The organism is Modestobacter italicus (assembly GCF_019799965.1).
In the GTDB taxonomy this organism is placed as follows: Bacteria; Actinomycetota; Actinomycetes; order Mycobacteriales; family Geodermatophilaceae; genus Modestobacter; species Modestobacter italicus_A.
Window position 1 is genome coordinate 549162 of record NZ_JABGCJ010000002.1, and the last position, 25672, is coordinate 574833.

Here is a 25672-nt window from a genome sequence, read left to right on the forward strand (position 1 = left end):
GGAACGGGATGACGACCAGCGACCGGGCCCGCACCGGCCGGCGCGGCGGCGTCCCGTCCGGCGGAGCGACCTCGGTGACCTCGCTGCGGGCCCGGCGGCGCCGGTCACGCCGGCGCACGCACCCGCGGCGACGGCAGCTGGCGGTCCTGGCAGCCGTGGTGCTGGTGGTCGGGGCTCTGGCGTGGGTGTTCCTGGCCAGCCCGCTGCTGGCGGTGCGCACGGTGCGGGTCGACGGTGCGGCTGCCCTGTCCGACGGTCAGGTCGTGCAGGCGGCCGGCGTGCCCAAGGGCACCCCGCTGGTGCGGGTGGACACCGAGGCGGCGGCCGCCCGGGTGGCGGAGCTGCCCCAGGTGGCCGCGGTGGAGGTGACCCGCGGCTGGCCGGGCACCGTGGTGGTCACCGTGGAAGAGCGCGTGCCGGTGGCCGTGGTCGAGCAGGCGGGGAGCCGCCAGCTCGTGGACGCCGGGGGAGTGCTCTTCGACACGATCACGGGTGAGCCCCCGGCCGGTGTCGTGCCGCTGGACGTCCCCGACCCGGGCCCGGACGACGTGGCCACCTCGGCCGCGCTCGGTGCGCTGACCGCGTTGCCCGACGAGGTGCGGGACGCGGTGACCGGCGTGAGCGCCACGACCGGGGACGACGTGACGCTGAGCCTCAGTGGCGACCGCACGGTGCGGTGGGGGAGCGCGGCCCGGACCGACCGCAAGGCCGAGGTGCTGGGTGCGCTGCTGGCCCAGATCGAGGACGGCGAGCTGGAGCCGGCCGACGTCCTCGACGTGAGCACGCCGGACTCCGTCGTCCTGCGGTGAGCGGGCCGTCCTGCGGTGAGCCGGGTCGTCCTGGGTGGGCGGGCGGAGGCCCCGATCGGTGGGCGGTACCGGGGCTGTCGCGACACGCCCGGCGGGAAAACGACCTGCGCGTCGTCCGTTCCGGGCGCGCCGCTCGGCTCGTCCGGTGTCTGGACCCGGGCGTGAGACCTCAGCCAGGCAAGTCGTCACGTTCGGTGAGTCAAATGTGACGGACGGGTCGGCTGCGTCTCGTGCGAATCCGCTCTGTGGACACGCCGAGCGATGAGGGGTGCTTGCTGCCCCGCAAGGGCACACCTAACTTCGTCCTCACAACGACTCAGTTGACATAACTATAAGGCTTAACCTGAGGATGAGGGTCCAGTTGGGGAGCGCAGCATGACACCTCCGCACAACTACCTCGCGGTCATCAAGGTCGTCGGCATCGGCGGCGGCGGGGTGAACGCGGTCAATCGCATGATCGAGGTCGGCCTCAAGGGGGTCGAGTTCATCGCGATCAACACCGACGCACAGGCACTGCTGATGAGCGACGCCGACGTCAAGCTCGACGTCGGCCGTGAGCTCACCCGCGGCCTGGGCGCGGGCGCGCAGCCCGACGTCGGCCGGCAGGCCGCCGAGGACCACCGCGAGGAGATCGAAGAGGTGCTCAAGGGCGCCGACATGGTCTTCGTGACGGCGGGCGAGGGCGGTGGCACGGGCACCGGTGGTGCACCGGTCGTCGCCTCCATCGCCCGCAAGCTCGGTGCACTGACCATCGGCGTGGTCACCCGTCCGTTCTCCTTCGAGGGGAAGCGGCGGGCCGTCCAGGCCGAGTCGGGGATCGAGGAGCTGCGCAACGAGTGCGACACGCTCATCGTGATCCCGAACGACCGGCTGCTGCAGCTGGGCGACCGGAACGTCAGCGTGATGGACGCCTTCCGGACAGCCGACCAGGTGCTGCTCTCCGGTGTCCAGGGCATCACCGACCTGATCACCACGCCCGGCCTGATCAACCTCGACTTCGCCGACGTCAAGTCGGTCATGTCCGGGGCCGGGTCGGCGCTGATGGGCATCGGCAGCGCCCGCGGTGACAACCGGGCGCTGCTGGCCGCCGAGCAGGCGATCGCCAGCCCGCTGCTGGAGGCCTCGATGGAGGGCGCCCACGGTGTCCTGCTGTCGATCTCCGGTGGTTCGGACCTGGGCCTGTTCGAGATCAACGAGGCGGCCTCGCTGGTCAGCGACGCCGCCCACCCCGACGCCAACATCATCTTCGGCGCCGTCATCGACGACGCCCTCGGTGACGAGGTGCGGGTCACGGTGATCGCCGCCGGGTTCGACGGTGGCAAGCCGAGCAACCGCAAGGACGCCGGGACGACGCCGCTGGCGACGTCTGCCCCGGTCGCCCCGGCGGCTCCGGCCGCGCCGGCGACCCCGCCGGCGCAGGTGCGGCCGGCGCCGGCCCAGACCGGTGAGCGGCTGGCCGCCCCGGCGGCGGCCCCGACTCCCGCGCCGCCGTCGACGACGGCTCCGCGTGCCGGGCAGCCGGGCAGCACGCCGCCCCAGGGCGGTGGGCTGACCGTCCCGCCGCTGCCGCCGATGCCGGGCGGCGGCCAGGGGAGCAACGGCGCCCGTCGTCCGCTCGCGTCCGAGGACTTCGAGGAAGAGCTGGACATCCCCGAGTTCCTGCGCAGTCAGTAAGAGGACCCCCGTGCCCCCCACCACTCGCCAGCTCGTGGCGGGCCCCTGCACGGGGGCCGCTCCCGCAGGTCACGTCCGTGGCTGACAGATCGGCCGTCTCGCCGGCGGTGCGACCCCGACGGGTCGTCACCGACCGGCGGGGCGGCCGTTCTGCTGCGCCGTACGACTCGTTCAACCTGGGCGGGCACGTCGGTGACGACCCCGCCGACGTCGCGGCCAACCGTGCCCGGCTGGCCGGTGAGCTCGGGGTGCCGGCCGAGCAGCTGGTCTGGATGACCCAGGTGCACGGCACCGGGGTCGCCATCGTGGAGGACGCCGACGAGAACCCGGTGGCCGACGTGGACGCGCTGGTCACCGCCACCCCCGGGCTGGTGCTCTGCGTGCTGGTCGCCGACTGCGTGCCGGTGCTGCTGGCCGACCCGGTGGCCGGCGTCGTCGCGGCGGTGCACGCCGGGCGGGAGGGTGTCCGGCGCGGGGTGGTGCCGGCGACGCTCGCGGCGATGACCCGGCTGGGGTCCCGCCCCGGCGACGTCGAGGCGCTGCTCGGCCCGGCCGTCTGTGGCCTGGACTACGAGGTGCCGACCGCCATGCAGGCCGACGTCGGCCGGGTCGCCCCCGCTGCGGTGGTGCGCACCCGCACCGGCACGCCGGGGCTGGACCTGCGGGCCGGGCTGGCCGAGGTGCTGCGCGGGGCTGGCGTCCGGCAGGTCGTGCACGACCCGCGCTGCACCGTCGAGGACCCCAGGCTGTTCAGCCACCGGCGGGACGGCGTCACCGGCCGGCAGGCCGGCGTCGTCTGGCTCGGCAGCTGACCCGGCTCCCCGGCGCGCCCCAGCCCACGCCCGTGCGACCCGGCCCGTCAGCGGGTCACGCCGCCGGGGCGGACCGGGCGGGGAGGATCGGGTCATGACCCTCGCCGAGAACCTGCAGGCGGTCCGGGAACGGATCGACGCGGCCGCCCGGGCCGCCGGCCGTGACCCGGCGTCGGTGCGGCTGCTGGCGGTCAGCAAGACCCGGCCGGCCGCGGACGTGCGCACCCTCGCCGGTCTCGGGCAGCGGGACTTCGCCGAGAACCGGGTGCAGGAGCTCAGCGGCAAGGCGGCCGACCTCGCCGACCTGACCGAGCTCCGCTGGCACCTGGTGGGGCAGCTGCAGCGCAACAAGGCCGCCGCCGTCGTCCGGCTGGGCGCCGGGGTGCACTCGGTCGACCGGGTCCCGCTGGTCGAGGCGCTCGGCCGGGCCGCCGACCGGGAGCAGCGCACCGTCGAGGTCCACCTCCAGGTCGACCTCGGCGGCCCCGAGGGGGAGCTGGGCGCCCGGGGCGGGGCCTCGCCCGCCGACGTGCCCGGCCTCGCCGACGCCGTCGCGGAGGCGCCGGGCCTGCGGCTGCTCGGCCTGATGGCGGTGGCCCCCCGCGGCGAGGACCCCGAGCCGGCGTTCGCCCGGCTGGCCGAGCTCGCCGCCCGGGTCCGGGCCGATCATCCTTCCGCCGTGGAGCTATCGGCAGGCATGAGCGGAGACCTGGAGGCTGCCGTGACAGCTGGGGCCACGGAGGTGCGTGTCGGTACCGCGTTGTTCGGCGCCCGCCCCCTAACCTCCGGTCCAGGGGAGTGACGCGGCACCCGTGCGCCCTCCCGAGTCACACCAGCACCACCCGCACCACCGATCACCCGTTCAGCACGAGTCGTCCTGCGACGAGACCAGAGGGAGACGTCCGATGGCCGGAGCCATGCGAAGGATGGGGGTCTACCTGGGCCTCGTCGAGGACGACGACGCCCGTGGCGGGTACGACCGCTACGCGTCGCGTCAGGGCGACTACGACCACGACGACCGGGGCTACGACCGCGGCTACGACCGGTACGCCACGTCCTACGACGACGACCCCGCCGCCGACGTCGCGGGAGACCGCTACGGGTACGCCGACGCCTACGGCTCGGCCGGCTACGACGACCATGCGGCCGACCAGTACGCCGACCGCGCCGGTGACAACTTCGCCCAGGAGCTCCCGCCCGAGCCCGAGGTGTCCCTCGGCCGCCGACCGGCCACCCCGCGCACGCTGGGCCTCGCCGGGACGACGTCGGGCAGCACCTCCGCCCGCCTGGCCGCGGCCGGCGGGACGGGCCTCGGTTCGGCGTCCGCGGCACGCAGCCGGATCTCCGGCGGGGGCATCTCCGCTGGTGGCACGGCGACGTCCGGCTCGGCCGGCCTGGCGATGAGCGAGCCGGTCGCCCCAGCCCCGGCTCCCGCGCCGGCGCCCGTCCCGGCCCCCGAGCCCAAGCCGCAGGGCTACCGGATCACCACCGTGCACCCCGCCTCCTACAACGAGGCGCGCACGATCGGCGAGCGCTTCCGGGACGGCATGCCGGTGATCATGAACCTCACCGACATGGAGCACGCCGACGCGAAGCGACTGGTCGACTTCGCCATCGGCCTGACGTTCGGCCTGCACGGTAGTATCGAGCGGGTCACGGCCAAGGTCTTCCTGCTCAGCCCGCAGGACGTGGACGTGACAGCTGAGGACAAGGCCCGCATCCGTGAGGGCGGGTTCTTCAGTCAGTCCTGATGGCTGTGCGTCGTGACCACCCGGCACGAGGTGCCCTGAACGAGCGAGGACCGTGCCTGCTCTCCTTCTGCAGATCGTCTCGTCGATCCTGCTCGTCTTCCTCATCCTGCTGTTCGCCCGGTTCGTCGTCGACTGGGTGATGGTGCTCGCCCGTAGCTGGCGCCCGCAGGGCCTGGTCGCCGCCGGCCTCGAGGTCGTCTACGCCACCACCGACCCGCCGCTGAAGGCCGTGCGCAAGGTGATCCCACCGCTGAACCTCGGGCAGATCCGGCTGGACCTCGGGTTTATGGTGCTCCTGATCGGCGTCATCCTGCTGCGCAGCATCCTCGACAGCTGGGCCTACTCCGTCGCATGACTCGTCCTACCTTCCTGGAGCGGGGTGCGGACACCGAGCGGTTCGCCGCCGGTCTGCGTACGTTCCCGTTCCTCCCGTCCGACCTGAGGTGAGCCGCATGCCACTGACTCCCGCCGACGTGCACAACGTCGTCTTCAAGAAGCCGCCGATCGGCAAGCGCGGCTACGACGAGGACGAGGTCGACGCCTTCCTCGACGTGGTGGAGGCCGAGCTGGCCCGCCTCATCGAGGAGAACAACGACCTCCGCGCCTCCGGGGGCAGTGGCTCGCGCGACGAGCGCCCCGAGTCCGCTCCCATGACGGTCGCCGCCCCGCCGCCGCCCCCGGCCCAGCCGGCCGCGCCGCAGGTGCGTGAGGACGACGCGATCCGGGCCTCCCGGATGCTGGCCCTGGCGACCGAGACCGCCGAGCGGCACGTGAACGAGGCCAAGGCCCAGTCCGAGCAGATGGTCGGCAGCGCCAAGAGCAACAGCGAGCGCATGCTCGCCGAGGCCCGCGCCAAGAGCGAGCAGATGGTGGGCGAGGCCAAGAGCCGCGCCGACGCGATGCTCGGCGACGCACGCACCCGCGCCGACACGATGGAGCGCGAGGCCCGCGCCAAGGCCACCGCCCTGCAGCAGGACGCCGAGCGCAAGCACGTCGAGGCGATGGGCTCCCTGGAGGAGAAGCGGGCCAGCCTCGAGCGCAAGGTCGACGAGCTGCGCACCTTCGAGCGCGAGTACCGCACCCGGCTGCGCTCCTACCTGGAGTCGCACCTGCGGGACCTGGACAGCCGCGGCTCGGCCGAGCCGTCGTCCAACGCCCGGCAGAACCAGCACGTCAGCGCCTGACCGACCACCACCCTGACGGGTGGTCCACGGAGCCCCTCCGGACCCCGGTCCGGAGGGGCTCCGTCGCGTCCGGGGCCGGCAGGGGAGCGCGCGGCTAGCATCCGGCTGTGGTGCTCGTCGCAGGGGTGCTCGTGCTGGGAGCCGTGGGCCTGCTGGTCGCCGGGCTGGTCGCCGGGTCGACCACGGTGCAGTGGGTCTCCTTCGGCGCCAGCTCGGCGGCGGTCCTGCTCCTGGTGGTCAGCGAGCTCCGCCGGCGCCGCCGGACCCGGGCCGCTGCCGGCCGCGCGGCGACCGCGGAGGCCCCGCCAGGAGGCGCGCCGACCGATCCCGAGCCGGGACCCGTGGTCCGCCTGGCACCGACGACCCTGCCTCCCGTCCCGCGGACGAACCCGGGCCTGGACGGACGCCTGGACCGGGGCCCGCACCCCGACGGCGGCGTGACGCCCCCGTCAGCCGGCCGCGCGCCCGGCCCACCCACGGGCTCGCACGCCCGAGCGCAGGACGGACCGGTGACCGGGGCCCACGCCCGGTCCGAAGCCGGCGCCCCGCCGATCGGCGCCGACGGTGAGCCGCCCGCCGAGGAGGTCGAGGTGACCGACCTGCTGCTCGTGCTCGACCTGACCGACGAGGTCCTGGTGGTCGACGAGCACCCGCGCTACCACCTGCCCCGGTGCCCCCACCTGGTCGGCGCCCAGCCGGCCCCGCTGCCGATGGTGGAGGCGCGCACCGACGGGTTCACCCCCTGCGGTGCGTGCACTCCCGACCGGGAACTGGCGAGACGGGAGCGGGCCCGCCGCTCGGCCTGACGTCCCGCCGCCGGGGAGCCCGGCGACGGGACCTCACCGAGGACCCGATCAGCTGCGGGTCGCAGCGATCCAGACCGAGGCACCCGCGGGCGCCTCGAGCGGCTCACCGGGGCCGGCGGTCTGCGCGTGCACCGCCGTCGCGAGCACCTCGCCGGACAGCTGCTCGCCCTGCTCGGTGAGCGCCTGGGCGATCGCGCCGTCCCCGGTCCACCACAGCTCGATCCGGTCGCTGACGGCCAGCCCGCGGGACTTGCGGGCGTCCTGGACCAGCCGGACCACCTCGCGGACCAGCCCGGCCCGCTCCAGTTCCGGGGTGAGGGTCAGGTCCAGGGCCACGGTCAGCCCGCCGGCCGAGGCCACGGTCCAGCCCTCGCGCGGGGTCTCGGTGACGATCAGGTCGCCCTCGGCCAGTGGCACGTCGGCGCCGTCGACCGGGACGGCGGCCGTGCCGGTGCGGTAGGCGGCGACCAGCTCGGCCGGGTCGGCGGCGGCGACGGCCGCGGCGACCGCCTGCACCTGCTTGCCCAGCCGGCGGCCGACCGCCCGGAAGTCCACCTTCACCGACACGTCCACCAGCGACCCGTCGACGGCGGCGAGCTCGGTCAGCTCGGCGACGTTGAGCTCCTCGGCCACCTCCCCGACCAGGTCGCGGGGGAGCTGCGCCCAGCCGGGGGCGGCGATCAGTGCCTGGGCCAGCGGCTGCCGGGTGCGGGCCTTGGCCGAGGTGCGTGCCGAGCGGCCCAGCTCCACCAGCCGGCGGACCAGGGCGACCTGCTCGACCAGGACGTCGTCCCGGGCGTCGTCGTCCACGGTCGGCCAGCTGGCCAGGTGCACCGAGTCGGCGGCACCCGGCGCACCGGGCAGGACGGCGTTGCGCCACACCTGCTCGGTGAGGAACGGGGTGAACGGGGCCATCAGCCGGGTCAGGCCGTCGAGCACCTCGTGCAGCGTGCCGAGGGCCGCCGGGTCGCCGTCCCAGAAGCGTCGACGGCTGCGCCGGACGTACCAGTTGGACAGGTCGTCGACGAAGCCGGCGATCAGCCGGCCGGCGGTCTGGGTGTCGAACTGCTCGAGCGCGTCGGTGACCCCGGCGGTGACCGAGGCCAGCTCGGCCAGCGCCCAGCGGTCCAGCAGCGGTCGCTCCGCGCGCGGGGGAGCCGGTGTGGCGGCCGGGTCCCAGCCGTTGGTCTCGGCGTACAGGGTGAAGAAGCTGGCGGTGTTCCAGTAGGTCAGCAGGACCTTGCGGACCACCTCGGACAGCGTCTCGTGACCGACCCGGCGGGCCGACCACGGTGAGCCGCCGGCGAGCATGAACCAGCGGACGGCGTCGGCGCCGTGCCGGTCCATCAGCGGCATCGGCTCCAGGATGTTGCCCAGGTGCTTGCTCATCTTCCGGCCGTCCTCGGCCAGGATGTGCCCGAGGCACAGCACGTTCTCGTAGGAGCTCTGCTCGAAGACGAGCGTGCCGACGGCCATCAGCGTGTAGAACCAGCCACGCGTCTGGTCGATCGCCTCGGCGATGAACTGCGCCGGGTAGGCCGCCTCGAACTCCGCCTTGTTGCGGTGCGGGGCGCCCCACTGGGCGAAGGGCATCGAGCCGGAGTCGTACCAGGCGTCGATGACCTGCCGGACCCGGCGGTAGGTGCCCTCCTCGCCGGCGACGGTGAACGTGACGTCGTCGATGAACGGCCGGTGCGGGTCGAGGTCGGACAGGTCGGTGCCGGTCAGCTCCGACAGCTCGGCCAGCGACCCGACGACGACCATGCGACCGGGGTCGGCGTCGTTGCGCCAGATCGGCAGCGGGGTGCCCCAGTACCGGTCGCGGGACAGTGCCCAGTCGACGTTGTTGTTCAGCCAGTCGCCGTAGCGGCCCCACTGGATGTTCTCCGGGTGCCAGTTCGTGCGCTCGTTCTGCGCGAGCAGCTGCTCCTTGACCTGGCTGGTGCGGATGTACCAGGAGGGCTGCGCGTAGTACATCAGCGGCGTGTGGCAGCGCCAGCAGTGCGGATAGCTGTGCTCGTAGCGCAGCTCCCGGTACAGCACGCCGCGGTCGGCGAGGTCCTGCACCAGCGTCGGGTCCGCGCCCTTGAAGAAGTGCCCACCGACGAGCGGGACCTCGGGGAGGAAGTGCCCGGTCGGGTCGATCGGGTTGACCACCGGCAGGCCGTACTCACGGCAGACGGCGAAGTCCTCGGCGCCGAAGGCGGGGGACTGGTGGACCAGGCCGGTGCCGTCCTCGGTGGTGACGTAGTCGGCCAGCAGCACGTAGTGCGCGTCCCCCTCGGGGAACTCCACCAGCTCGAAGGGGCGCTGGTAGTGCACGCGCTCCCAGTCCCGGCCGGTGGTGCGCGCCAGCACCTCGGCACCCTCACCGAGGACCGCGGTCAGCAGCGGCTCGGCGACGACGAAGGTGCCGTCGTCGGTGCGAGCGACCACGTAGGTCACGTCGGGGTGCACCGCCACCGCGGTGTTGGACGGCAGGGTCCACGGCGTCGTCGTCCAGATCAGCAGATCGGCCTTGCCGGCCCACTCGCCGCTGGTGACCGGCAGCCGGACGTAGACCGACGGGTCGGTCAGCGTCTCGTACCCCTGGGCCACCTCGTGGTCGCTCAGTCCGGTGCCGCAGCGCGGGCAGTAGGGCGCCACCCGGTGGTCCTCCACCAGCAGGCCCTTGTCGAACACCTGCTTCAGCGACCACCAGACGCTCTCGATGTAGCTGGCGTCCATCGTCCGGTAGGCGGTCGACATGTCGACCCAGTAGCCCATCCGGTGGGTGAGCTCGGCGAAGGCGTCGACGTGCCGCTCCACCGACTCCCGGCACTTGGCGTTGAACTCGGCGATGCCGAAGCGCTCGATGTCCGGCTTCCCGGCGAAACCCAGCTCCTGCTCGACGGCGATCTCCACCGGCAGGCCGTGGCAGTCCCACCCGGCGCGGCGCGGCACCGAGTAGCCCTGCATCGTCTTGAACCGGGGGAAGACGTCCTTGAACGCCCGGGCCTCGATGTGGTGGGTGCCCGGTCGGCCGTTGGCCGTGGGCGGGCCCTCGTAGAAGACCCACTGCGGCTTGTCGGCCGACCCCTCGAGCGAGCGGGCGAAGACCTTGTCGGCCTCCCACTGCTCGAGGACCTCGTGCTCGAGGGCCGGCAGGTCGACCTGCGGGGGAAGGGCCCGGAACGGCCCGGCGGGAGCACTCACGGTGTCAAGTTTGACACTTGACGCGGCCGGCCCGGCCGAGGCGTGGGCGGCCCGGACCGGCGGGTACGGGAGACTGCCCTCATGGGGGCGCGCCGATGAACACGACGGTCACCCTCGCCCTGGCCATCGGTGCGCTGGTGGTGCTCGTCGCCGCGGTGGCCCTGCGGCTGGCCGACCGCCTGGGACTGCCCTCGCTGTTGATCTACCTGGCGCTGGGGATGGCGATCGGGGAGAGCGGTCTCGGGGTGCAGTTCGACGACGTCGAGCTCACCCAGACCCTCGGGGTCGCCGCGCTCGTCGTGATCCTCGCGGAGGGCGGGTTGACCACCCGCTGGTCCGACCTCCGGCGGGCCTTGGGCCCCGGGCTGACTCTGGCCACACTCGGGGTCGCGGTGAGCATCTCGGTGACCGCCGCGGTGACCGTGTGGCTGCTGGGCTACGCCTGGGGCTTCGCGATCCTGCTGGCCGCGGTCATCAGCTCGACCGACGCCGCAGCCGTGTTCGCGACCCTGCGCCGCCTGCCGCTGCCCCGGAGACTGGCCGCCTCCCTGGAAGCCGAGAGCGGGCTGAACGACGCCCCGGTGATCCTCCTGGTCCTGGTCCTCTCCGAGCAGCTGACCGGGGGGACGACGGACGTCTGGTACCTGGTGCTGGCCGAGGTCCTGGTCGAGCTCGCCGGTGGGTCGGCGATCGGGCTGTCCATCGGCTTCGGCGGGGCATGGCTGCTCCGCCGGGCGGCGTTGCCGCTGGTCGGCTTCTACCCCCTGGCGACGCTGGCGCTGTGCGTGCTGGCGTACGCCGGCGCCACGCTGGCGCAGACCTCGGGCATCGTGGCGGTCTACCTGTGCGGCCTGGTGCTCGGGAACGCCGCGCTGCCGCATCGCGCCGCCAGCATCGGCTTCGCGGAGGGGCTCGCGTCACTGGCGCAGATCGGGCTCTTCGTGCTGCTGGGGCTGCTGGTCTCCCCGTCGCGGCTCCCCGATGCGTTGCTGCCGGCCCTGCTCGTCGGCGGGGCGCTGCTGCTGGTAGCCCGTCCGCTCTCGGTGCTCCTGAGCTTGGTCTGGTTCCGGTTGCCGATCTCGCAGCAGCTGTTCATCTCCTGGGCCGGGCTGCGCGGCGCGGTGCCGATCGTGCTCGCGACGTTCCCCGTCGCGGCCCAGGTGCCGGGTGCGGAGCGGATCTTCGACACGGTGTTCGTGCTCGTCGTGGTGTTCACCCTCATCCAGGGCTGGTCGCTGCCCTGGGTGGCCCGGCTCCTGCGCATCGCCACCCCGGTCACCCCACGGGACATCGACGTGGAGTCCGCACCGCTGGACGAGCTGGGAGCGGAGCTGATGCAGCTGCGGGTGCCGGAGAGCTCCCGGCTGCACGGCGTCTACCTGCCAGAGCTGCGGCTGCCCGAGGACGCCGCGGTCGTGCTCGTCGTCCGGGACGGGCGGCCGTTCGTGCCCGACCGCAACACCCGGCTGATGCGCGGCGACCAGGCGCTGCTGGTGTCGGCGCGCGGCTCCCGCGCCGAGGCCGAGCGCCGGCTGCGGGCGGTCAGCCGGGCCGGCCGGCTGGCCACCTGGCGCGGCGAGGCCGGCCAGCCCAGCGAGAGCGACTGACCCGGCACTCCTCCGGCGGTCGGTGCAAGCCTCGTCAGCCGCCGCCCGAGCTGGTCTCGGACCGCCGCCGTCCGGGTTGACCCGGACGGGATGGGGTTGAGCCGCGCCAGCACGCGGCTCAACCCCAGCTGGCGCGGCTCAACCCCTGCTGGCTCGGCTCAACCTCGCCTGGGGCGGCTCCACCTCCGGTGGGCTCGGCCACAGCCCGGTCTGGCCGACCCGGAGTGGCGCCGTTCCGATCAGCCCTGGAGCTCGAGGGTCTTGGTGGTGTCGGCGCGCACCTGGGCCAGCAGCTCGGGCTCGGCGGACAGCTCGCGGCCGTAGGAGGGGATGGCCTCCTGCAGCAACGGCCGCCAGGCGTCGATCCGGTCGGGGAAGCAGCGCTCCAGCAGCGTGAGCATCGCCGACGTCGCGGTGGAGGCGCCGGGGGAGGCGCCCAGCAGGCCGGCGACCGTGCCCTCGGCGCCCACGATGAGCTCCGTGCCGAACTGGAGCACCCCACGGCCGGTCGTCGGGTCTTGCTTGATCACCTGCACCCGCTGACCGGCGGTGATGAGCTCCCAGTCGTCCTGCTCCGCGGTCGGCACGAACTCCTCGAGCGCCCGGAAGCGGGCCGACGTCGACTGCAGCACCTGCCCGATCAGGTACCGGGTGAGCGGGATGTTGGCGATGCCGGCACCCAGCATCGAGCCCAGGTTGCCGCCGCGGACCGAGCGCGGCAGGTCCCACATCGAGCCGGACTTGAGGAACTTGGGCGAGAACCCGGCGTAGGGCCCGAACAGCAGCGCCTGCTCCCCGTCGATCAGCCGCAGGTCCAGGTGCGGCACCGACATCGGCGGCGCACCGACCTTCGCCTGGCCGTAGACCTTGGCCTGGTGCCGGGCGACCAGCTCCGGGTTGCGGGTGCGCAGGAACTGGCCGCTCACCGGGAAGCCGCCGAACCCGCGGATCTCCGGGATGCCCGCGCCCTGCAGCAGCGGCAGCGCCCCGCCGCCCGCGCCGACGAAGAGGAATCGGCTGTGCACGGTGCGCTTCTTGCCGGTCGTGAGGTCGGTGACGGTGGTGGCCCAGCGGCCGTCCCGCTCCTGGCGGACCCTGCGCACCCGGTGCTGCAGGTGCAGCTGCACCCCCCGGCCGACGGCGTCCTCCAGCAGCAGCCGGGTCAGCGCGCCGAAGTTGACGTCGGTGCCGGCCAGCGAGCGGGTGGCCGCGACGGGTTCGCCGGCGGACCGGTCGGTCATCATCAGCGGCAGCCAGTCGGCGAGGACGGCGGGGTCGTCGGTGAACTCCAGGCCGGCGAACAGCGGCTGCGGGGCCAGTGCCTCATAGCGGTTGCGCATGTACCGGTGGCCCTCGGCGCCGGTGACGAAGCTGACGTGCGGCACCGAGGTGATGAAGGTCTTGGGCGAGTCGGTCAGCCCGCTGCGCACCAGGTGCGACCAGAACTGGCGGGACACCTGGAACTGCTCGTTGATCCCCACGGCCTTGGCCGGGTCGACCGTGCCGTCGGGGCGGGCCGGGGTGTAGTTCAGCTCGCACAGCGCGGAGTGCCCGGTGCCGGCGTTGTTCCACGGCCCGGAGCTCTCACCCGCCACCTCGGTGCCGGACTCGAACACCTCGACGGTCCAGTCCGGCGCGACGATGCCGAACAGTGCGGCCAGCGTCGCGCTCATGATGCCGCCGCCGACGAGGACTACGTCGGGGTTCGAGGAACCATCCGTGGTCAAGATCTGCCTCCGTGACTGGTGTGCGTACCCACCCATCGTCGTCCGACCCTCTGGACGACACGGCCGGAACCCGGTGCTCTCCCCGAACTGAGGGGATGAGATGCATCACAGGGACCGTCCTCGAGGGTGCCCTGCGCTCACCGCCGGCGCAGCACGGCCACGACGACCCGGCAGGGCCGGTCCTGTGGTCATCGGGGCAGCGTGGCAGACAGCCCCGTCCTGCTCCGCCGCTATCGTCGTCCACGGACGTGGCCACCGGGGCCGCCAGCGGGGAGGACGGCGATGTCCGAGCAGCCCGAGACCTCGACGTCCCCGGCGGAGGGCGCGCCCACCCCGGCGCGCCGGCCGCGGGCCGCGCTGCTGCTGGGGCTGGCCGCCGGCGTGCTGGCCCTGGACCTGGGCACCAAGCTGCTGGTGGTCGCCACGCTGTCCGACCGTGAGCCGCTGCGGTTGCTGGGCGGTGCGCTCTACCTGACCGAGGCGCGCAACACCGGTGCCGCCTTCTCCTTCGCCGAGGGCGCCACCGCGGTGTTCACGCTGATCGCCCTGACGGTGGTCGTGGTGATCGTGCGCACCGCCCGGAAGCTGTTCTCCACCGGTTGGGCCGTGGCCCTCGGCCTGGTCCTCGGCGGGGCGCTGGGCAACCTGGTCGACCGGGTGTTCCGCGACCCGGGCTTCCTGCGCGGCGGCGTCGTCGACTTCATCTCGCTGTTCGACCCCTACGGCGAGGTGTGGCCGATCTTCAACGTGGCCGACTCGGCGATCGTGTGCGGCGGCGTGCTGGGCGCGCTGCTGGCCTTCCGTGGCATCGAGTTCGACGGCAGCCGGGCCTCGGACCGCACCCAGGACTGACCGTGGCCCCGTCCAGAGGCTCGCCGCGAGCGTGCGAGCGGTGAGGAGGACGGGGTCCTTCTGCACAATGGGGCGGTGACCAGCTCTCCCGGCCCGACCTCGACCGACGGCCGCCGGGGGGAGCTCCGCTCGCTGCCGGTGCCCGACGGCCTGGAGGGCCAGCGGGTCGACCAGGCGCTCACCCGGCTCTTCGGGCTCACCCGGGCCGTGGCCGCGGAGCTCGCCGACGCCGGGGCGGTGGTCGTCGACGGGCGGGCCCGGGGGAAGGGCGACCGGCTGTCCGGTGGCAGCTGGCTGGAGGTCGAGCTCCCGCCGCCGCCGGGCGAGCCGGTTGCCCCGCAGCCGGTCGACGGGCTCACCGTCGTCCACGACGACGACGACGTCGTGGTCATCGACAAGCCGGTCGGCGTCGCGGCGCACGGCAGCCCCGGCTGGGACGGGCCGACCGTCACCGGCGGGCTGGCTGCGGCCGGCTACCGGATCAGCACCAGCGGTGCCGCCGAGCGACAGGGCATCGTGCACCGCCTGGACGCCGCGACCACCGGGCTGATGGTGGTGGCGAAGAGCGAACGGGCGTACACGCTGCTCAAGGCCGCGTTCAAGGAACGCACCGTCGACAAGGGCTACCAGGCCCTCGTGCAGGGCCACCCCGACCCGTCCAAGGGCACCATCGACGCCCCCATCGACCGGCACCCCAAGCACGACTGGCGGTTCGCCGTGGTGGCCGGCGGCCGCCCGTCGGTGACCCACTACGAGGTGGTCGAGGCGTTCCCGGCGGCCAGCCTGGTCGACGTGCACCTGGAGACCGGGCGCACCCACCAGATCCGGGTGCACTTCTCCGCGCTGCGTCACCCCTGCGTCGGCGACATGACCTACGGCGCGGACCCGACGCTGGCCGCCCGGCTGGGCGTTTCCCGGCAGTGGCTGCACGCGGTCCGGCTCGGCTTCGCCCACCCGGCCGACGGGCGCTGGGTGGAGTTCACCAGCGACCACCCCGCCGACCTGGCCGGCGCGCTGGCCGTGCTGCGCGCCGAGAACTGAGCCCCGCCCCTCGTGTCCGCAGCGACCGCCCTGCCCGCCTCCTTCGCCGACTTCGGTCCGGCGCAGCTGGCGGCGGGGATCGTCGCGGTCTACCTGGTCGTGGGGGAGCCCTTCGTCGGCTACGTGCTGCACCGGCGGTTCGAGGGGCGGCTGCGCACCGACCCGGCCGCCCGCCGCTCGTTCTACCGCCGGCTGCTGGTGCTGGAGTGGGGGCTGGCGCTGATCGTGCTGGTGGTCTGGCTGGCGGCACCCGGCGTCTCCGCGGCCGAGGTGGGGCTCGGCTGGCCGACCCGCTGGCCCGGCCCGTTCACCTGGGCGGCGGTGCTGGGGCTCCTGCTGCTGGTGCTGCTGTCCACCCGGGCGCTGCGCGGGGGAGCGGTGGCCGGACCACCGCCGGAGGTGCTGCGCCGGACCCGGCCCGGGGAGGCGCGGCACGCCGAGCCGCCAGGACACGCGACGCTCGCGCTGCTGCCCCGCAGCCGCTCGGAGCGCCGGCTCTTCGGCCTGGTGGGGGTCACCGCCGGGGTCTGCGAGGAGTGGCTGTACCGCGGCTTCTTCCTGGCCGTGGTGGCCGCGCTGGTGCCGGCGCTGCCGGTCGGGCTGCTGGTGCTGGTCGCCGGTGCGGCCTTCGGCCTGGCGCACGCCTACCAGGGGCTGTCCGGGGTGCTGACCACCGGCGTCCTGGGCGGCGTGCTGGCCGCGGTGTACCTGGGCACCGGGTCGCTGCTGCTGCCGGTGCTGCTGCACGCAGCGATCGACCTGCGCTTCCTGCTGGTGCCCTCCTCGGCGCTCCCGGCGGCGCTGCGGTGAGCGCCCCCCGGGCGACGGTGGCCGCCGCCGACGACTGGCCGGAGGTCACGGCCCTGCGGTACCGGGTCTTCGTGCAGGAGCAGGGCGTGCCCGCCGAGCTGGAGCACGACGCCGCCGATGCGACGGCCGTGCACGCGGTCAGCCGGGACGACGCCGGCCGGGTGGTGGCCACCGGCCGGCTGCTGGTCGACGCCGCCGGGCCCGGCCGGGCGGTCATCGGCAGGATGGCCGCCGACGCCGCCGTCCGGGGCCGCGGCCACGGCGCCGCGGTGCTGGAGGTGCTGCACCGCGAGGCGGTCGCCCGCGGTCAGGTCGCGGTGGAGCTGCACGCCCAGGTGACCGCCCGGCGGTTCTACGAGCGGGCCGGTTACGTCTGCGTCGGCGAGGAGCACCAGGAGGTCGGGATGGCCCACGTGCCGATGTGCCGCAGCCTCGACGCGGAGCGCTCTGGCCAGCTCGACGCGGAGCGCTCTGGCCAGCTCGGCGCGGAGCGCGCGGGACCGGTGTGACGGAGTGGTCCGGATCGCGGAGACACGTCCTGTCGGACCCTCGGCGTAGGACTGCGGAGGTGCGAGGATCGGGGGACCGGTCACCGCGCCGGGCCCAGTCCCAGAGCAGTGCCGAAGTCGTAGAGCAGTACCGAACGGCCTTCCCCGCCGGTCACCCAGAACCACCCGCCGCCCCTGCCCACCTGCCGGTGGACAGGCGGTGCGCACGACCGTGAGGAGCACCCCACAGCATGAGCAGCACCCCGTCGTCCGAGAACTTCGTGCACCTGCACGTGCACACCGAGTACTCGATGCTCGACGGGGCCGCGAAGCTCGGTGAGGTGACGAAGGCCGCCGCGGCCGAGGGCATGCCGGCGCTGGCGATGACCGACCACGGCAACGTGTTCGGCGCCTACGACTTCTACAAGCAGGCCAACGCCGCCGGGGTCAAGCCGATCATCGGCATGGAGGGCTACTACACGCCCGGCTCCCGGTTCGACCGCGCCCCGTTCGACTTCGGCGACAAGCTGATCGACGAGGAGGGCGACGGTGGGTCCAACCGCGGCAAGGCCGCGTACACCCACATGACCCTGCTGGCCCGCACCACCGAGGGCATGCACAACCTCTTCCGGATCTCCTCGCTGGCCAGCCTGGAGGGCCAGTACCGCAAGCCGCGCTTCGACCGCGACCTGCTGGAGCGCTACGGCAAGGGCCTCATCGCCACCACCGGATGCCCCTCCGGTGAGGTCAACATGTGGCTGCGCGCCGGCAAGGTCGACAAGGCCCGCCAGGCCGCCGCGGACTTCCAGGACATCTTCGGCAAGGAGAACTTCTACGCCGAGATCATGGACCACGGGCTGTCCATCGAGAAGAAGACGAAGCCGGCCCTGCTGGAGATCGCGAAGGACCTCGGCATCCCGCTGCTGGGCACCAACGACCTGCACTACACCCACCGCGAAGATGCCCAGGCGCACGACGCCCTGCTGTGCATCCAGACCGGCTCCCGGCTCAACGAGCCCAACCGCTTCAAGTTCAACGGCGACGGCTACTACCTGAAGTCCGCCGCGGAGATGCGCGCGCTGTTCCGTGAGCACCCCGAGGCCTGCGACAACACCCTGCTGATCGCCGAGCAGTGCGAGGTGCAGTTCACCGAGGGCGCCGACCTGATGCCCCGGTTCCCGCTGCCCGAGGGGGAGGACGAGACCTCCTGGTTCGTCAAGGAGGTCGAGCGGGGGCTGCACAAGCGCTACCCGAGCGGCATCCCGGACCACGTGCGCAAGCAGGCCGACTACGAGGTCGGGATCATCACCCAGATGGGGTTCCCGGGGTACTTCCTCGTGGTCGCCGACTTCATCAACTGGGCGAAGGACAACGGCATCCGGGTCGGCCCCGGCCGCGGCTCGGCCGCGGGTTCGCTGGCCGCCTACGCGATGGGCATCACCGACCTCGACCCGCTGCAGCACGGGCTGATCTTCGAGCGGTTCCTCAACCCCGAGCGCGTCTCCATGCCCGACGTCGACATCGACTTCGACGACCGTCGCCGCGGCGAGGTCATCCAGTACGTCTCGCAGAAGTACGGCGAGGAGCGGGTCAGTCAGATCGTCACCTACGGCACCATCAAGGCCAAGGCCGCGATCAAGGACGCCGCCCGGGTGCTCGACCGGCCCTACTCGGTGGGTGACGAGCTGACCAAGCTGATGCCCCCGGGCGTCATGGGCAAGGACATCCCGCTCTCGGGGATCTTCGACCCCAAGCACGAGCGCTACAAGGAGGCCGGGGAGTTCCGGGCCCGCTACGAGTCCGACCCGGGTGCGGCCGAGGTCGTCGACCAGGCCCGCAAGCTGGAGGGCCTGAAGCGGCAGTGGGGCGTGCACGCGGCCGGGGTGATCATCGGCCGTTACCCGCTGATCGACAGCATCCCGATCATGCGCCGGGAGGCCGACGGCGCGATCATCACGCAGTTCGACTACCCGACCTGCGAGACGCTCGGCCTGCTCAAGATGGACTTCCTGGGCCTGCGCAACCTCACGGTCATCGACGACGCGCTGCGCAACATCGTCATCAACGGCAAGGAACCGGTCGACCTCGACGAGATCAGCAAGGACCTCACCGACAAGAAGACCTACGAGCTGCTCGGTCGCGGTGACACCCTCGGGGTCTTCCAGTTCGACGGCGGCCCGATGCGGTCGCTGCTGCGGCTGATGCGCCCGGACAACTTCGAGGACATCTCCGCGGTCGGCGCGCTGTACCGCCCCGGCCCGATGGGTGCGAACTCGCACACCAACTACGCGCTGCGCAAGAACGGCCAGCAGGAGATCACCCCGATCCACCCGGAGCTGGCCGAGCCGCTGCAGGAGATCCTGGGCCAGACCTACGGCCTGATCGTCTACCAGGAGCAGGTCATGGCGATCGCGCAGAAGGTCGCCGGGTACTCCCTCGGCAAGGCCGACCTGCTGCGCCGCGCGATGGGCAAGAAGAAGAAGTCCGTCCTGGACGCCGAGTACGTCGGCTTCGAGGCGGGGATGAAGGCCAACGGGTACTCCGCCGCGGCGGTCAAGACGCTCTGGGACATCCTGGTCCCCTTCGCCGACTACGCCTTCAACAAGGCGCACTCGGCCGCCTACGGGCTGGTCTCCTACTGGACCGCCTACCTCAAGGCCAACTACCCGGCCGAGTACATGGCCGGGCTGCTCACCAGCGTCGGCGACGACAAGGACCGCCGGCCGGTCTACCTCGCCGAGTGCCGGCGGATGGGCATCAAGGTGCTCCCGCCCGACGTCAACGAGTCCTCCTGGGACTTCACCGCCGTCGGCAACGACATCCGCTTCGGGCTGGCCTCGGTGCGCAACGTGGGCACCAACGTCGTCGAGTCGATCGTGCGGGCGCGCGAGGAGAAGGGCGCCTTCAAGGACTTCGCCGACTTCATGCGCAAGATCGACACCGTCGCCTGCAACAAGAAGGTGATCGAGTCCCTCGCCAAGGCCGGTGGGTTCGACTCCCTGGGCCACTCCCGGCAGGGCATCGCCGCGGTCCACGCCCAGGCCGTCGACTCCGCGATGAGCCTCAAGCGCAAGGAGGCCGAGGGCCAGTTCGACCTGTTCGGCAGTTTCGGCGAGGACGACGGCGTCGGTGACCCGCTGAGCGCCGCGCTGGACATCCCGATCCCGACCGCAGACTGGTCCAAGGCCGAACGGCTGGTCTTCGAGCGCGACATGCTCGGCCTCTACGTCTCCGACCACCCGCTGCACGGCGTGGAGCACGTGCTCACCTCGCACGCCGACACCGCCCTCGCCGAGATCATCGCCGGAGGGGTGGAGGACGGCGCGAACGTCACCATCGCCGGAATCCTGACCGCGGTCGGCCCGCGCACCAACAAGCAGGGCGCCCCGTGGGCGATCGCCACCATCGAGGACCTCGAGGCCGGCCTGGAGGTGCTGTTCTTCCCCAAGACCTGGGCGCAGGTGTCGGACAAGGTGGTCCGGGACCAGATCGTGGTGGTCAAGGGGCGGATCAGCCGCCGCGACGACACGCCCTCGCTGTTCGCCTCCGAGGTGACCGTCCCCGAGCTCACCGAGGGGCCGCGCGGTCCGGTGCTGGTCTCGATGCCCGCCGCCCGCTGCACCCCGCCGGTGGTGGAGCGGCTGCGCGAGGTGCTGGGCAGCCACCCGGGCACCACCGAGGTGCAGCTGAAGCTGCTCAACGGCGGCCGGGAGACGGTGCTGCGGCTGGACCAGGGGCTGCGGGTGCGCCCCAGCACCGCGCTGATGGGCGACATCAAGGCCCTGCTGGGGCCCACGAGCGTCGCCCTGCTGTGAGCGGCGACCACCGGGCGCACGTCGCGCAGCAGGGCCAGCGAGACTGAACCGGTGAGCGATCCCCGTCCCGCCGGTCCGGGCCGGCCGTTCCCCTCCGGTCCCGCCGTGCCGACCGGACGGGCGCCCGCCGCCCCGCCGGTCCCGGCCGGGCCGTCGGTGACCGGGCAGGGCTGGGCGCCGGCCCGCCCGGCGGGGACGCCCGGACTGCGGGACAGCCGCGCGGACCTGCGGCCCGCGCTGGTCACCGTGGTCGCGCTCGCCGCCTCCGGGCTGGTCGCCGGAGGGCTGTGGCTGTGGCTGGCCCCGCGCGCCGACTACCGGGTCACCGACGCCGACGTGGTCCCGGTGGACGGGCCGGTGTCCGCCGAGATCTTCATGGCCGACGACGGCGTCTTCGTGCTGGTGCTGGCCGCGCTCGGGCTGCTCGCCGGCCTCGCCGGGTGGTTCCTGCTGCGCCGTCACCGCGGCGCGCTGACCCTGGCAGCGCTGGCCACCGGGTCGCTCGCGGCCGGCGTCGTCGCCTGGCAGCTGGGCGAGTGGCTGGGGGCCGGACCCACCGAGGCCGACCTCACCGAGGTCGGGGCGACGGTGACCACCGGCCTCAGCCTGGGGGCTGCTGCCGCGCTGGCGGTGGGGCCGTTCTTCGCCGTCCTGGCCTACGTGGTGGCCGCCGTCCTGGACAGCCGGGACGACCTGGGCCGCCCGGGGGACGACGTCCCCGCCGCGGTGCCGTCGGCCCCACGCCCACCGCTGCCGCCCGTCCCACCGCCGGCGCCCCGGTCCTAGTGGGCGGGCCGCGTCGTCCGCACCTGTCGCACGCTCGGGCGGGCCGGTGGACGGGGCCGACGGGCAGTCGGGCCTGCTGACCTAGTTCGAGGTCATCGGGGTGGCGAACTGCCGCAGCGGCACGGGCACCGCGCCCAGCGTCCGCAGCAGGGTCAGCTCGCGGCGCAGCAGCCGCGACTCCAGCGTCAGCCGGCGACGGGTGGCGGACTCGGCGAGCAGTGCCTGCCGGTCCTCGGTGGTGAGCAGCGCGGCGGAGGCGACCAGGTAGGACAGCCCGCGCGCGTCGTCGCTGACCTCCCGCAGCAGGGCAGCGGTCCCGCTGAGCTCGGCCGGCGTGCCCTCGTCCTCGGGCAGCAGCTCGCCCGGGCTCAGCGCCTCCAGCACCTCGTCGGAGAGCCCGTCGGGGTCACCGCCCTGCCGGACCGCGACGTCGGCGACGTAGCGGGCGAACAGGTCCCGGACGTTGCCGGCCAGCACCTCCAGCGACCCGCGGGCCACCTCGCTGACCACGTCCTCGGGGACGATCCCGGCGGCAGCCTCTGCACCGACCAGGCCGTCGGCGTTCCCGGCGGCCTCCTCGGCCGCCTCCTCCTCGTCCAGCCACTCGACGACGGCCTGCAGGTAGGGCGGCTCGGCGGCGTCGGCGTCCTGTCCGCCGTCGGGGGGCACGAGCACGTCGAGCAGCCGGAACCGGTCGCCACCCACCGCCACCAGCCGGTAGCCGCCGTCGCTCTGCGGCGCGATCACCCGCACCACCGCGGTGCAGCCGACGTCGTACAGGGCCTCGGCGGGCGCGACCCGCTCCACCTCCCAGCCCTGCCGGATGGCGACCACCCCGAACCGGCGCTGCGCGCCCTCGGGCCGGGCCGTGAGGTCGACGACCAGCCGGCGGTAGCGCGGCTCGAAGATCTGCAGCGGCAGGACGACGCCGGGGAACAGCGGGGTCTCCAGCGGGAACAGCGGGATGACCTCGCGACCGCCCGCGCCCGCCCCTGCCCCTGGCTCAGCCACGCGGCGAGCCTACGGGCAGCAGGGCCGCCGCAGCGGGGCGTCTACGGTTGGGTGTTCTCCCGTTCGTACCCGGAGGTGCTCCGTGCTGTCCCGCATCGACCTGCGTGGGTCCGCTCTGCCCGGGCCGCGTGAGCTCGCCCAGCTGCTGCCCCGCGCCGGCACCGACATCGACTCGGTGCTGTCCGTCGTCCGCCCGATCTGCGAGGACGTCCGGCTGCGCGGTGCCGAGGCGGTCCGCGAGATCACCGCCCGGCTGGACGGCGTCGACGTCCCGGACCTCGCCGTGCCGCAGGCCGCGCTGGACGACGCGCTGGCCACGGTCGACCCGGCGGTCCGCGCCGCCCTGGTCGAGGCGATCGCCCGGGTGCGCAAGGTGCACGCCGACCAGCGCCGCACCGACGTCACCACCGACGTCGTCCCCGGCGGCACGGTCACCGAGCGCTGGGTGCCGGTGCGCCGGGTCGGCCTGTACGTGCCCGGTGGGCTCGCCCCGCTGCTGAGCTCGGTGGTGATGAACGTCGTCCCGGCGCAGCTGGCCGGGGTGGAGTCGATCGCCGTGGCGAGCCCGCCGCAGCGGGCCAACGGCGGACTGCCCGACCCGGGCGTCCTGGCCGCCTGCGCCCTGCTCGGCGTCACCGAGGTCTACGCGGTCGGTGGCGCCCAGGCCATCGCCGTGTTCGGTTACGGCGCCGGGCCGTGCCAGCCGGTGGACATGGTCACCGGGCCGGGCAACGTCTACACGACCGCGGCCAAGCGGCTGCTGCGCGGGCTCATCGGCATCGACTCCGAGGCCGGGCCCACCGAGGTCGCCGTGCTGGCCGACGACACCGCCGCTGCCGGCCACGTCGCCGCCGACCTCATCAGCCAGGCCGAGCACGACCCGCTGGCCGGGGCGGTGCTGGTGACCACCAGCGAGCAGCTCGCCGACGACGTGGTGGAGCTGCTGCCCGGGCTGGTCGCGGCCACCAAGCACAGCGAGCGGATCACCACCGCGCTGAACGGCAGCCAGTCGGGGATCGTGCTGGTCGAGGACCTGGAGACCGGCCTGGCCGTGGTCGACGCCTACGCCGCCGAGCACCTGGAGATCCAGACCCGGGACGCCCGCGAGGTGGCCATGCGGGTGCGCAACGCCGGCGCGGTCTTCGTCGGCCCGTGGGCGCCGGTCTCCCTGGGCGACTACTGCGCCGGCTCCAACCACGTGCTGCCCACCGGCGGCTGCGCCCGGCACTCCAGCGGGCTGAGCGTGCAGTCGTTCCTGCGCGGCATCCACCTGATCGAGTACGACGAGCAGGCGCTGGCCGACGTCGCCGGGCACATCGACGCCCTGGCCGGTGCCGAGGACCTGCCGGCGCACGCGGCCGCCGTCCGGGCCCGGCAGCGTCGGTGACCGGGCTCGAGGAGCTGCCGCTGCGGCCGGAGCTGCGCGGCCGCACGCCCTACGGCGCCCCGCAGCTGTCGGTGCGGTACGCGCTCAACACCAACGAGAACCCGCACCCGCTGCCGCCCTCGCTGCTGGCCGACCTGCAGGTCGCGCTGGCCGAGGCCGCGCAGGGGCTGAACCGCTACCCGGACCGGGACGCCACCGCGCTGCGCACCGACCTGGCGACGTACCTGACCCGCACCAGCGGGGAGCAGGTGGACCCGGCCCAGGTGTGGGCGGCCAACGGCTCCAACGAGGTGCTGCAGCAGGTGCTGCAGGCCTTCGGCGGCGCCGAGCGGACGGCGTTGGGCTTCACGCCGTCCTACTCGATGCACCCGATCATCACCGCGGCCACGGGTGCGGCGTGGGTCGATGGGCACCGCCGCGCGGACTTCACCATCGACGTCGACGCGGCCACCGCGCAGCTGCGCGAGGTGCGTCCGGACGTCGTCTTCGTGACCAGCCCGAACAACCCGACCGGCACCGCGGTCGCGCTGGACACCATCGCCGCCCTCTACGAGGCGACCAGCGGGGTGCTGGTGGTCGACGAGGCCTACACCGAGTTCGCCCGCACCGGCACCGTCTCGGCGCTGTCGCTGCTGCCCGGGCGGCCACGGCTCATCGTCAGCCGGACGATGAGCAAGGCCTTCGGCATGGCCGGGTTGCGGCTGGGCTACCTGGCCGCCGACCCGAGCGTGGTCGACGCGCTGCAGCTGGTCCGGCTGCCCTACCACCTGAGCTCGCTCACCCAGGCCGCCGCGCGGGCCGCGCTGGCGCACACCGACGAGCTGCTGGCCACCGTGGACGCGGTCAAGGCCGAGCGGGACCGGATCGTCGCCGCGCTCCCGGCGATGGGGCTGACCAGCGTGCCCAGCGACGCCAACTTCGTGCTCTTCGGGCACGTCGCGGACTCGGCGGCCGCCTGGCAGGCGCTGCTGGACCGGGGAGTGCTGGTGCGCGACGTCGGGCTGCCCGGCTGGCTGCGGGTCACCGCCGGCACCACCGAGGAGACCGACGCCTTCCTCACCGCCCTGGGTGAGGTGGCCCCGGCCCACCGCCTGGGAGACTGAGGGCATGAACCGCACTGCACGCGTCGAGCGGGCGACCAAGGAGACCACGCTCGTCGTCGAGCTCGACCTGGACGGCACGGGCGTGGCCGACGTCGCCACCGGGGTCGGCTTCTACGACCACATGCTCACCGCGCTGTCCAAGCACAGCGGGATCGACCTGACGGTGCGCGCCGACGGCGACCTGCACATCGACGCGCACCACACCGTCGAGGACGTCGCCATCGCCCTGGGGCAGGCGTTCGCCGAGGCGCTGGGCGACAAGCGCGGCATCACCCGCTACGGCGATGCCACCATCCCGATGGACGAGGTGCTGGTGCAGGCCGCCGTCGACCTCTCCGGCCGGCCGTACTTCGTGCACGCCGAGCCCGCGGACATGACGCCGATGATCGGGCCGGACTACCCGACGAGCCTGACCAAGCACGTGCTGGAGTCCTTGGCGTTCAACGCGAAGATCAGCCTGCACGTGCGGGTGCTCTACGCCGGCCGCGACGCCCACCACATCGTGGAGGGACAGTTCAAGGCCCTCGCCCGGGCGCTGCGCACCGCCGTGGCGCTGGACCCGCGGGTCACCGACGTGCCCTCCACCAAGGGCGCTCTGTGACCTTCGGGGTCGCGCTGCTGCTGGTCGGCGGCTTCCTGCTCGGCGGGGCGTACAGCATCTTCCGGGCCGACTCCGACACCGAGGGCCGAACCGGCGCGCAGATCGGGTTCGCCGTCCTGCTGCTGGTCGCCGCACTGCTGGCCTCCGTCGCCGGGGTCCTCTACCTGGTCTGAGGCACTGCCCGCTGCTGCTCGGTGCCAGGGCGCCGCCCCG

General features: G+C 73.6%; 22 protein-coding genes. 19 read left to right on the forward strand and 3 right to left on the reverse strand.

Annotated features, from left to right (window positions below; genetic code table 11):
- Nucleotides 1–8 precede the first annotated feature (8 nt).
- From HLA93_RS06640 to HLA93_RS06675, 8 genes are all read left to right on the forward strand, one after another.
- A complete protein-coding gene (locus HLA93_RS06640) occupies nt 9–809 on the forward strand; it encodes a cell division protein FtsQ/DivIB (RefSeq protein WP_246625835.1) in 801 nt (266 codons plus the stop codon).
- Nucleotides 810–1184: 375 nt separating this feature from the next.
- A complete protein-coding gene (gene ftsZ / locus HLA93_RS06645) occupies nt 1185–2483 on the forward strand; it encodes a cell division protein FtsZ (RefSeq protein ID WP_222193562.1) in 1299 nt (432 codons plus the stop codon).
- A 77-nt stretch (nt 2484–2560) separates the two neighbouring features.
- Nucleotides 2561–3295 (forward strand): peptidoglycan editing factor PgeF, encoded by a 735-nt coding sequence (gene pgeF / locus HLA93_RS06650; RefSeq protein ID WP_222193563.1) that lies wholly within the window; start codon nt 2561–2563, stop codon nt 3293–3295.
- A 94-nt stretch (nt 3296–3389) separates the two neighbouring features.
- Nucleotides 3390–4097 (forward strand): YggS family pyridoxal phosphate-dependent enzyme, encoded by a 708-nt coding sequence (locus HLA93_RS06655; protein WP_222193564.1) that lies wholly within the window; start codon nt 3390–3392, stop codon nt 4095–4097.
- A gap of 103 nt (nt 4098–4200) precedes the next feature.
- The gene (locus tag HLA93_RS21455; RefSeq protein WP_222193565.1) at nt 4201–5046 is read left to right on the forward strand and encodes a cell division protein SepF; all 846 of its coding nucleotides are present in this window, start codon (nt 4201–4203) and stop codon (nt 5044–5046) included.
- A gap of 52 nt (nt 5047–5098) precedes the next feature.
- Nucleotides 5099–5401, forward strand: a complete 303-nt coding sequence (locus tag HLA93_RS06665) for a YggT family protein (protein WP_222193566.1) — start codon at nt 5099–5101, stop codon at nt 5399–5401.
- Nucleotides 5402–5498: 97 nt separating this feature from the next.
- Nucleotides 5499–6230 (forward strand): DivIVA-like cell division protein Wag31, encoded by a 732-nt coding sequence (gene wag31 / locus HLA93_RS21460; RefSeq protein ID WP_222193567.1) that lies wholly within the window; start codon nt 5499–5501, stop codon nt 6228–6230.
- 107 nt (nt 6231–6337) lie between these two features.
- Nucleotides 6338–7036 (forward strand): phage holin family protein, encoded by a 699-nt coding sequence (locus tag HLA93_RS06675; RefSeq protein WP_222193568.1) that lies wholly within the window; start codon nt 6338–6340, stop codon nt 7034–7036.
- 48 nt (nt 7037–7084) lie between these two features.
- On the opposite strand, the gene ileS is transcribed toward HLA93_RS06675, so the two are convergent.
- Complete coding sequence (gene ileS, locus HLA93_RS06680) at nt 7085–10231, reverse strand: isoleucine--tRNA ligase (RefSeq protein WP_222193569.1); 3147 nt, start codon at nt 10229–10231, stop codon at nt 7085–7087.
- A gap of 95 nt (nt 10232–10326) precedes the next feature.
- Here ileS and HLA93_RS06685 point away from each other — a divergent pair, with 95 nt between their 5' ends.
- On the forward strand, nt 10327–11838 hold the full coding sequence (locus HLA93_RS06685; protein WP_222193570.1) for a potassium/proton antiporter: 1512 nt from the start codon (nt 10327–10329) through the stop codon (nt 11836–11838).
- Nucleotides 11839–12077: 239 nt separating this feature from the next.
- Here HLA93_RS06685 and mqo read toward each other — a convergent pair whose 3' ends face one another.
- Nucleotides 12078–13565: a malate dehydrogenase (quinone) gene (gene mqo / locus HLA93_RS06690; RefSeq protein ID WP_246625836.1), complete on the reverse strand. Its 1488-nt coding sequence runs from the start codon at nt 13563–13565 to the stop codon at nt 12078–12080.
- A gap of 282 nt (nt 13566–13847) precedes the next feature.
- Between mqo and lspA the strand changes: the two genes are divergently transcribed.
- The 6 genes from lspA (at nt 13848) to HLA93_RS06720 (ending at nt 21357) form a co-directional block, all read left to right on the forward strand.
- Entirely contained in the window at nt 13848–14417 is a 570-nt protein-coding gene (lspA, locus tag HLA93_RS06695) for a signal peptidase II (protein WP_246625837.1), read from the forward strand.
- A gap of 75 nt (nt 14418–14492) precedes the next feature.
- Nucleotides 14493–15458, forward strand: a complete 966-nt coding sequence (locus HLA93_RS06700) for an RluA family pseudouridine synthase (RefSeq protein WP_308127982.1) — start codon at nt 14493–14495, stop codon at nt 15456–15458.
- A 12-nt stretch (nt 15459–15470) separates the two neighbouring features.
- The gene (locus HLA93_RS06705) at nt 15471–16268 is read left to right on the forward strand and encodes a CPBP family intramembrane glutamic endopeptidase (protein WP_222193572.1); all 798 of its coding nucleotides are present in this window, start codon (nt 15471–15473) and stop codon (nt 16266–16268) included.
- The gene (locus tag HLA93_RS06710; RefSeq protein ID WP_222193573.1) at nt 16265–16777 is read left to right on the forward strand and encodes a GNAT family N-acetyltransferase; all 513 of its coding nucleotides are present in this window, start codon (nt 16265–16267) and stop codon (nt 16775–16777) included. Before HLA93_RS06705 ends, HLA93_RS06710 begins: the two co-directional genes overlap by 4 nt.
- 230 nt (nt 16778–17007) lie before the next feature.
- Nucleotides 17008–20571, forward strand: a complete 3564-nt coding sequence (gene dnaE, locus HLA93_RS06715; RefSeq protein WP_222193574.1) for a DNA polymerase III subunit alpha — start codon at nt 17008–17010, stop codon at nt 20569–20571.
- Between the two features lie 51 nt (nt 20572–20622).
- Nucleotides 20623–21357: a hypothetical protein gene (locus HLA93_RS06720; RefSeq protein ID WP_222193575.1), complete on the forward strand. Its 735-nt coding sequence runs from the start codon at nt 20623–20625 to the stop codon at nt 21355–21357.
- A gap of 81 nt (nt 21358–21438) precedes the next feature.
- Here HLA93_RS06720 and HLA93_RS06725 read toward each other — a convergent pair whose 3' ends face one another.
- Complete coding sequence (locus HLA93_RS06725; protein ID WP_222193576.1) at nt 21439–22368, reverse strand: LON peptidase substrate-binding domain-containing protein; 930 nt, start codon at nt 22366–22368, stop codon at nt 21439–21441.
- A gap of 82 nt (nt 22369–22450) precedes the next feature.
- Here HLA93_RS06725 and hisD point away from each other — a divergent pair, with 82 nt between their 5' ends.
- From hisD to HLA93_RS06745, 4 genes are read left to right on the forward strand one after another with little or no spacing between them, the layout of a single operon-like run.
- Nucleotides 22451–23755: a histidinol dehydrogenase gene (gene hisD / locus HLA93_RS06730; protein WP_222193577.1), complete on the forward strand. Its 1305-nt coding sequence runs from the start codon at nt 22451–22453 to the stop codon at nt 23753–23755.
- Nucleotides 23752–24858, forward strand: coding sequence for a histidinol-phosphate transaminase (locus HLA93_RS06735; protein WP_222193578.1), 1107 nt, complete (start codon nt 23752–23754; stop codon nt 24856–24858). The genes hisD and HLA93_RS06735 overlap by 4 nt, the downstream gene beginning before the upstream one ends.
- A 4-nt stretch (nt 24859–24862) precedes the next feature.
- A complete protein-coding gene (gene hisB, locus HLA93_RS06740; protein ID WP_222193579.1) occupies nt 24863–25459 on the forward strand; it encodes an imidazoleglycerol-phosphate dehydratase HisB in 597 nt (198 codons plus the stop codon).
- Nucleotides 25456–25632, forward strand: coding sequence for a hypothetical protein (locus tag HLA93_RS06745; protein ID WP_222193580.1), 177 nt, complete (start codon nt 25456–25458; stop codon nt 25630–25632). Before hisB ends, HLA93_RS06745 begins: the two co-directional genes overlap by 4 nt.
- The last annotated feature ends 40 nt before the right edge of the window (nt 25633–25672 follow it).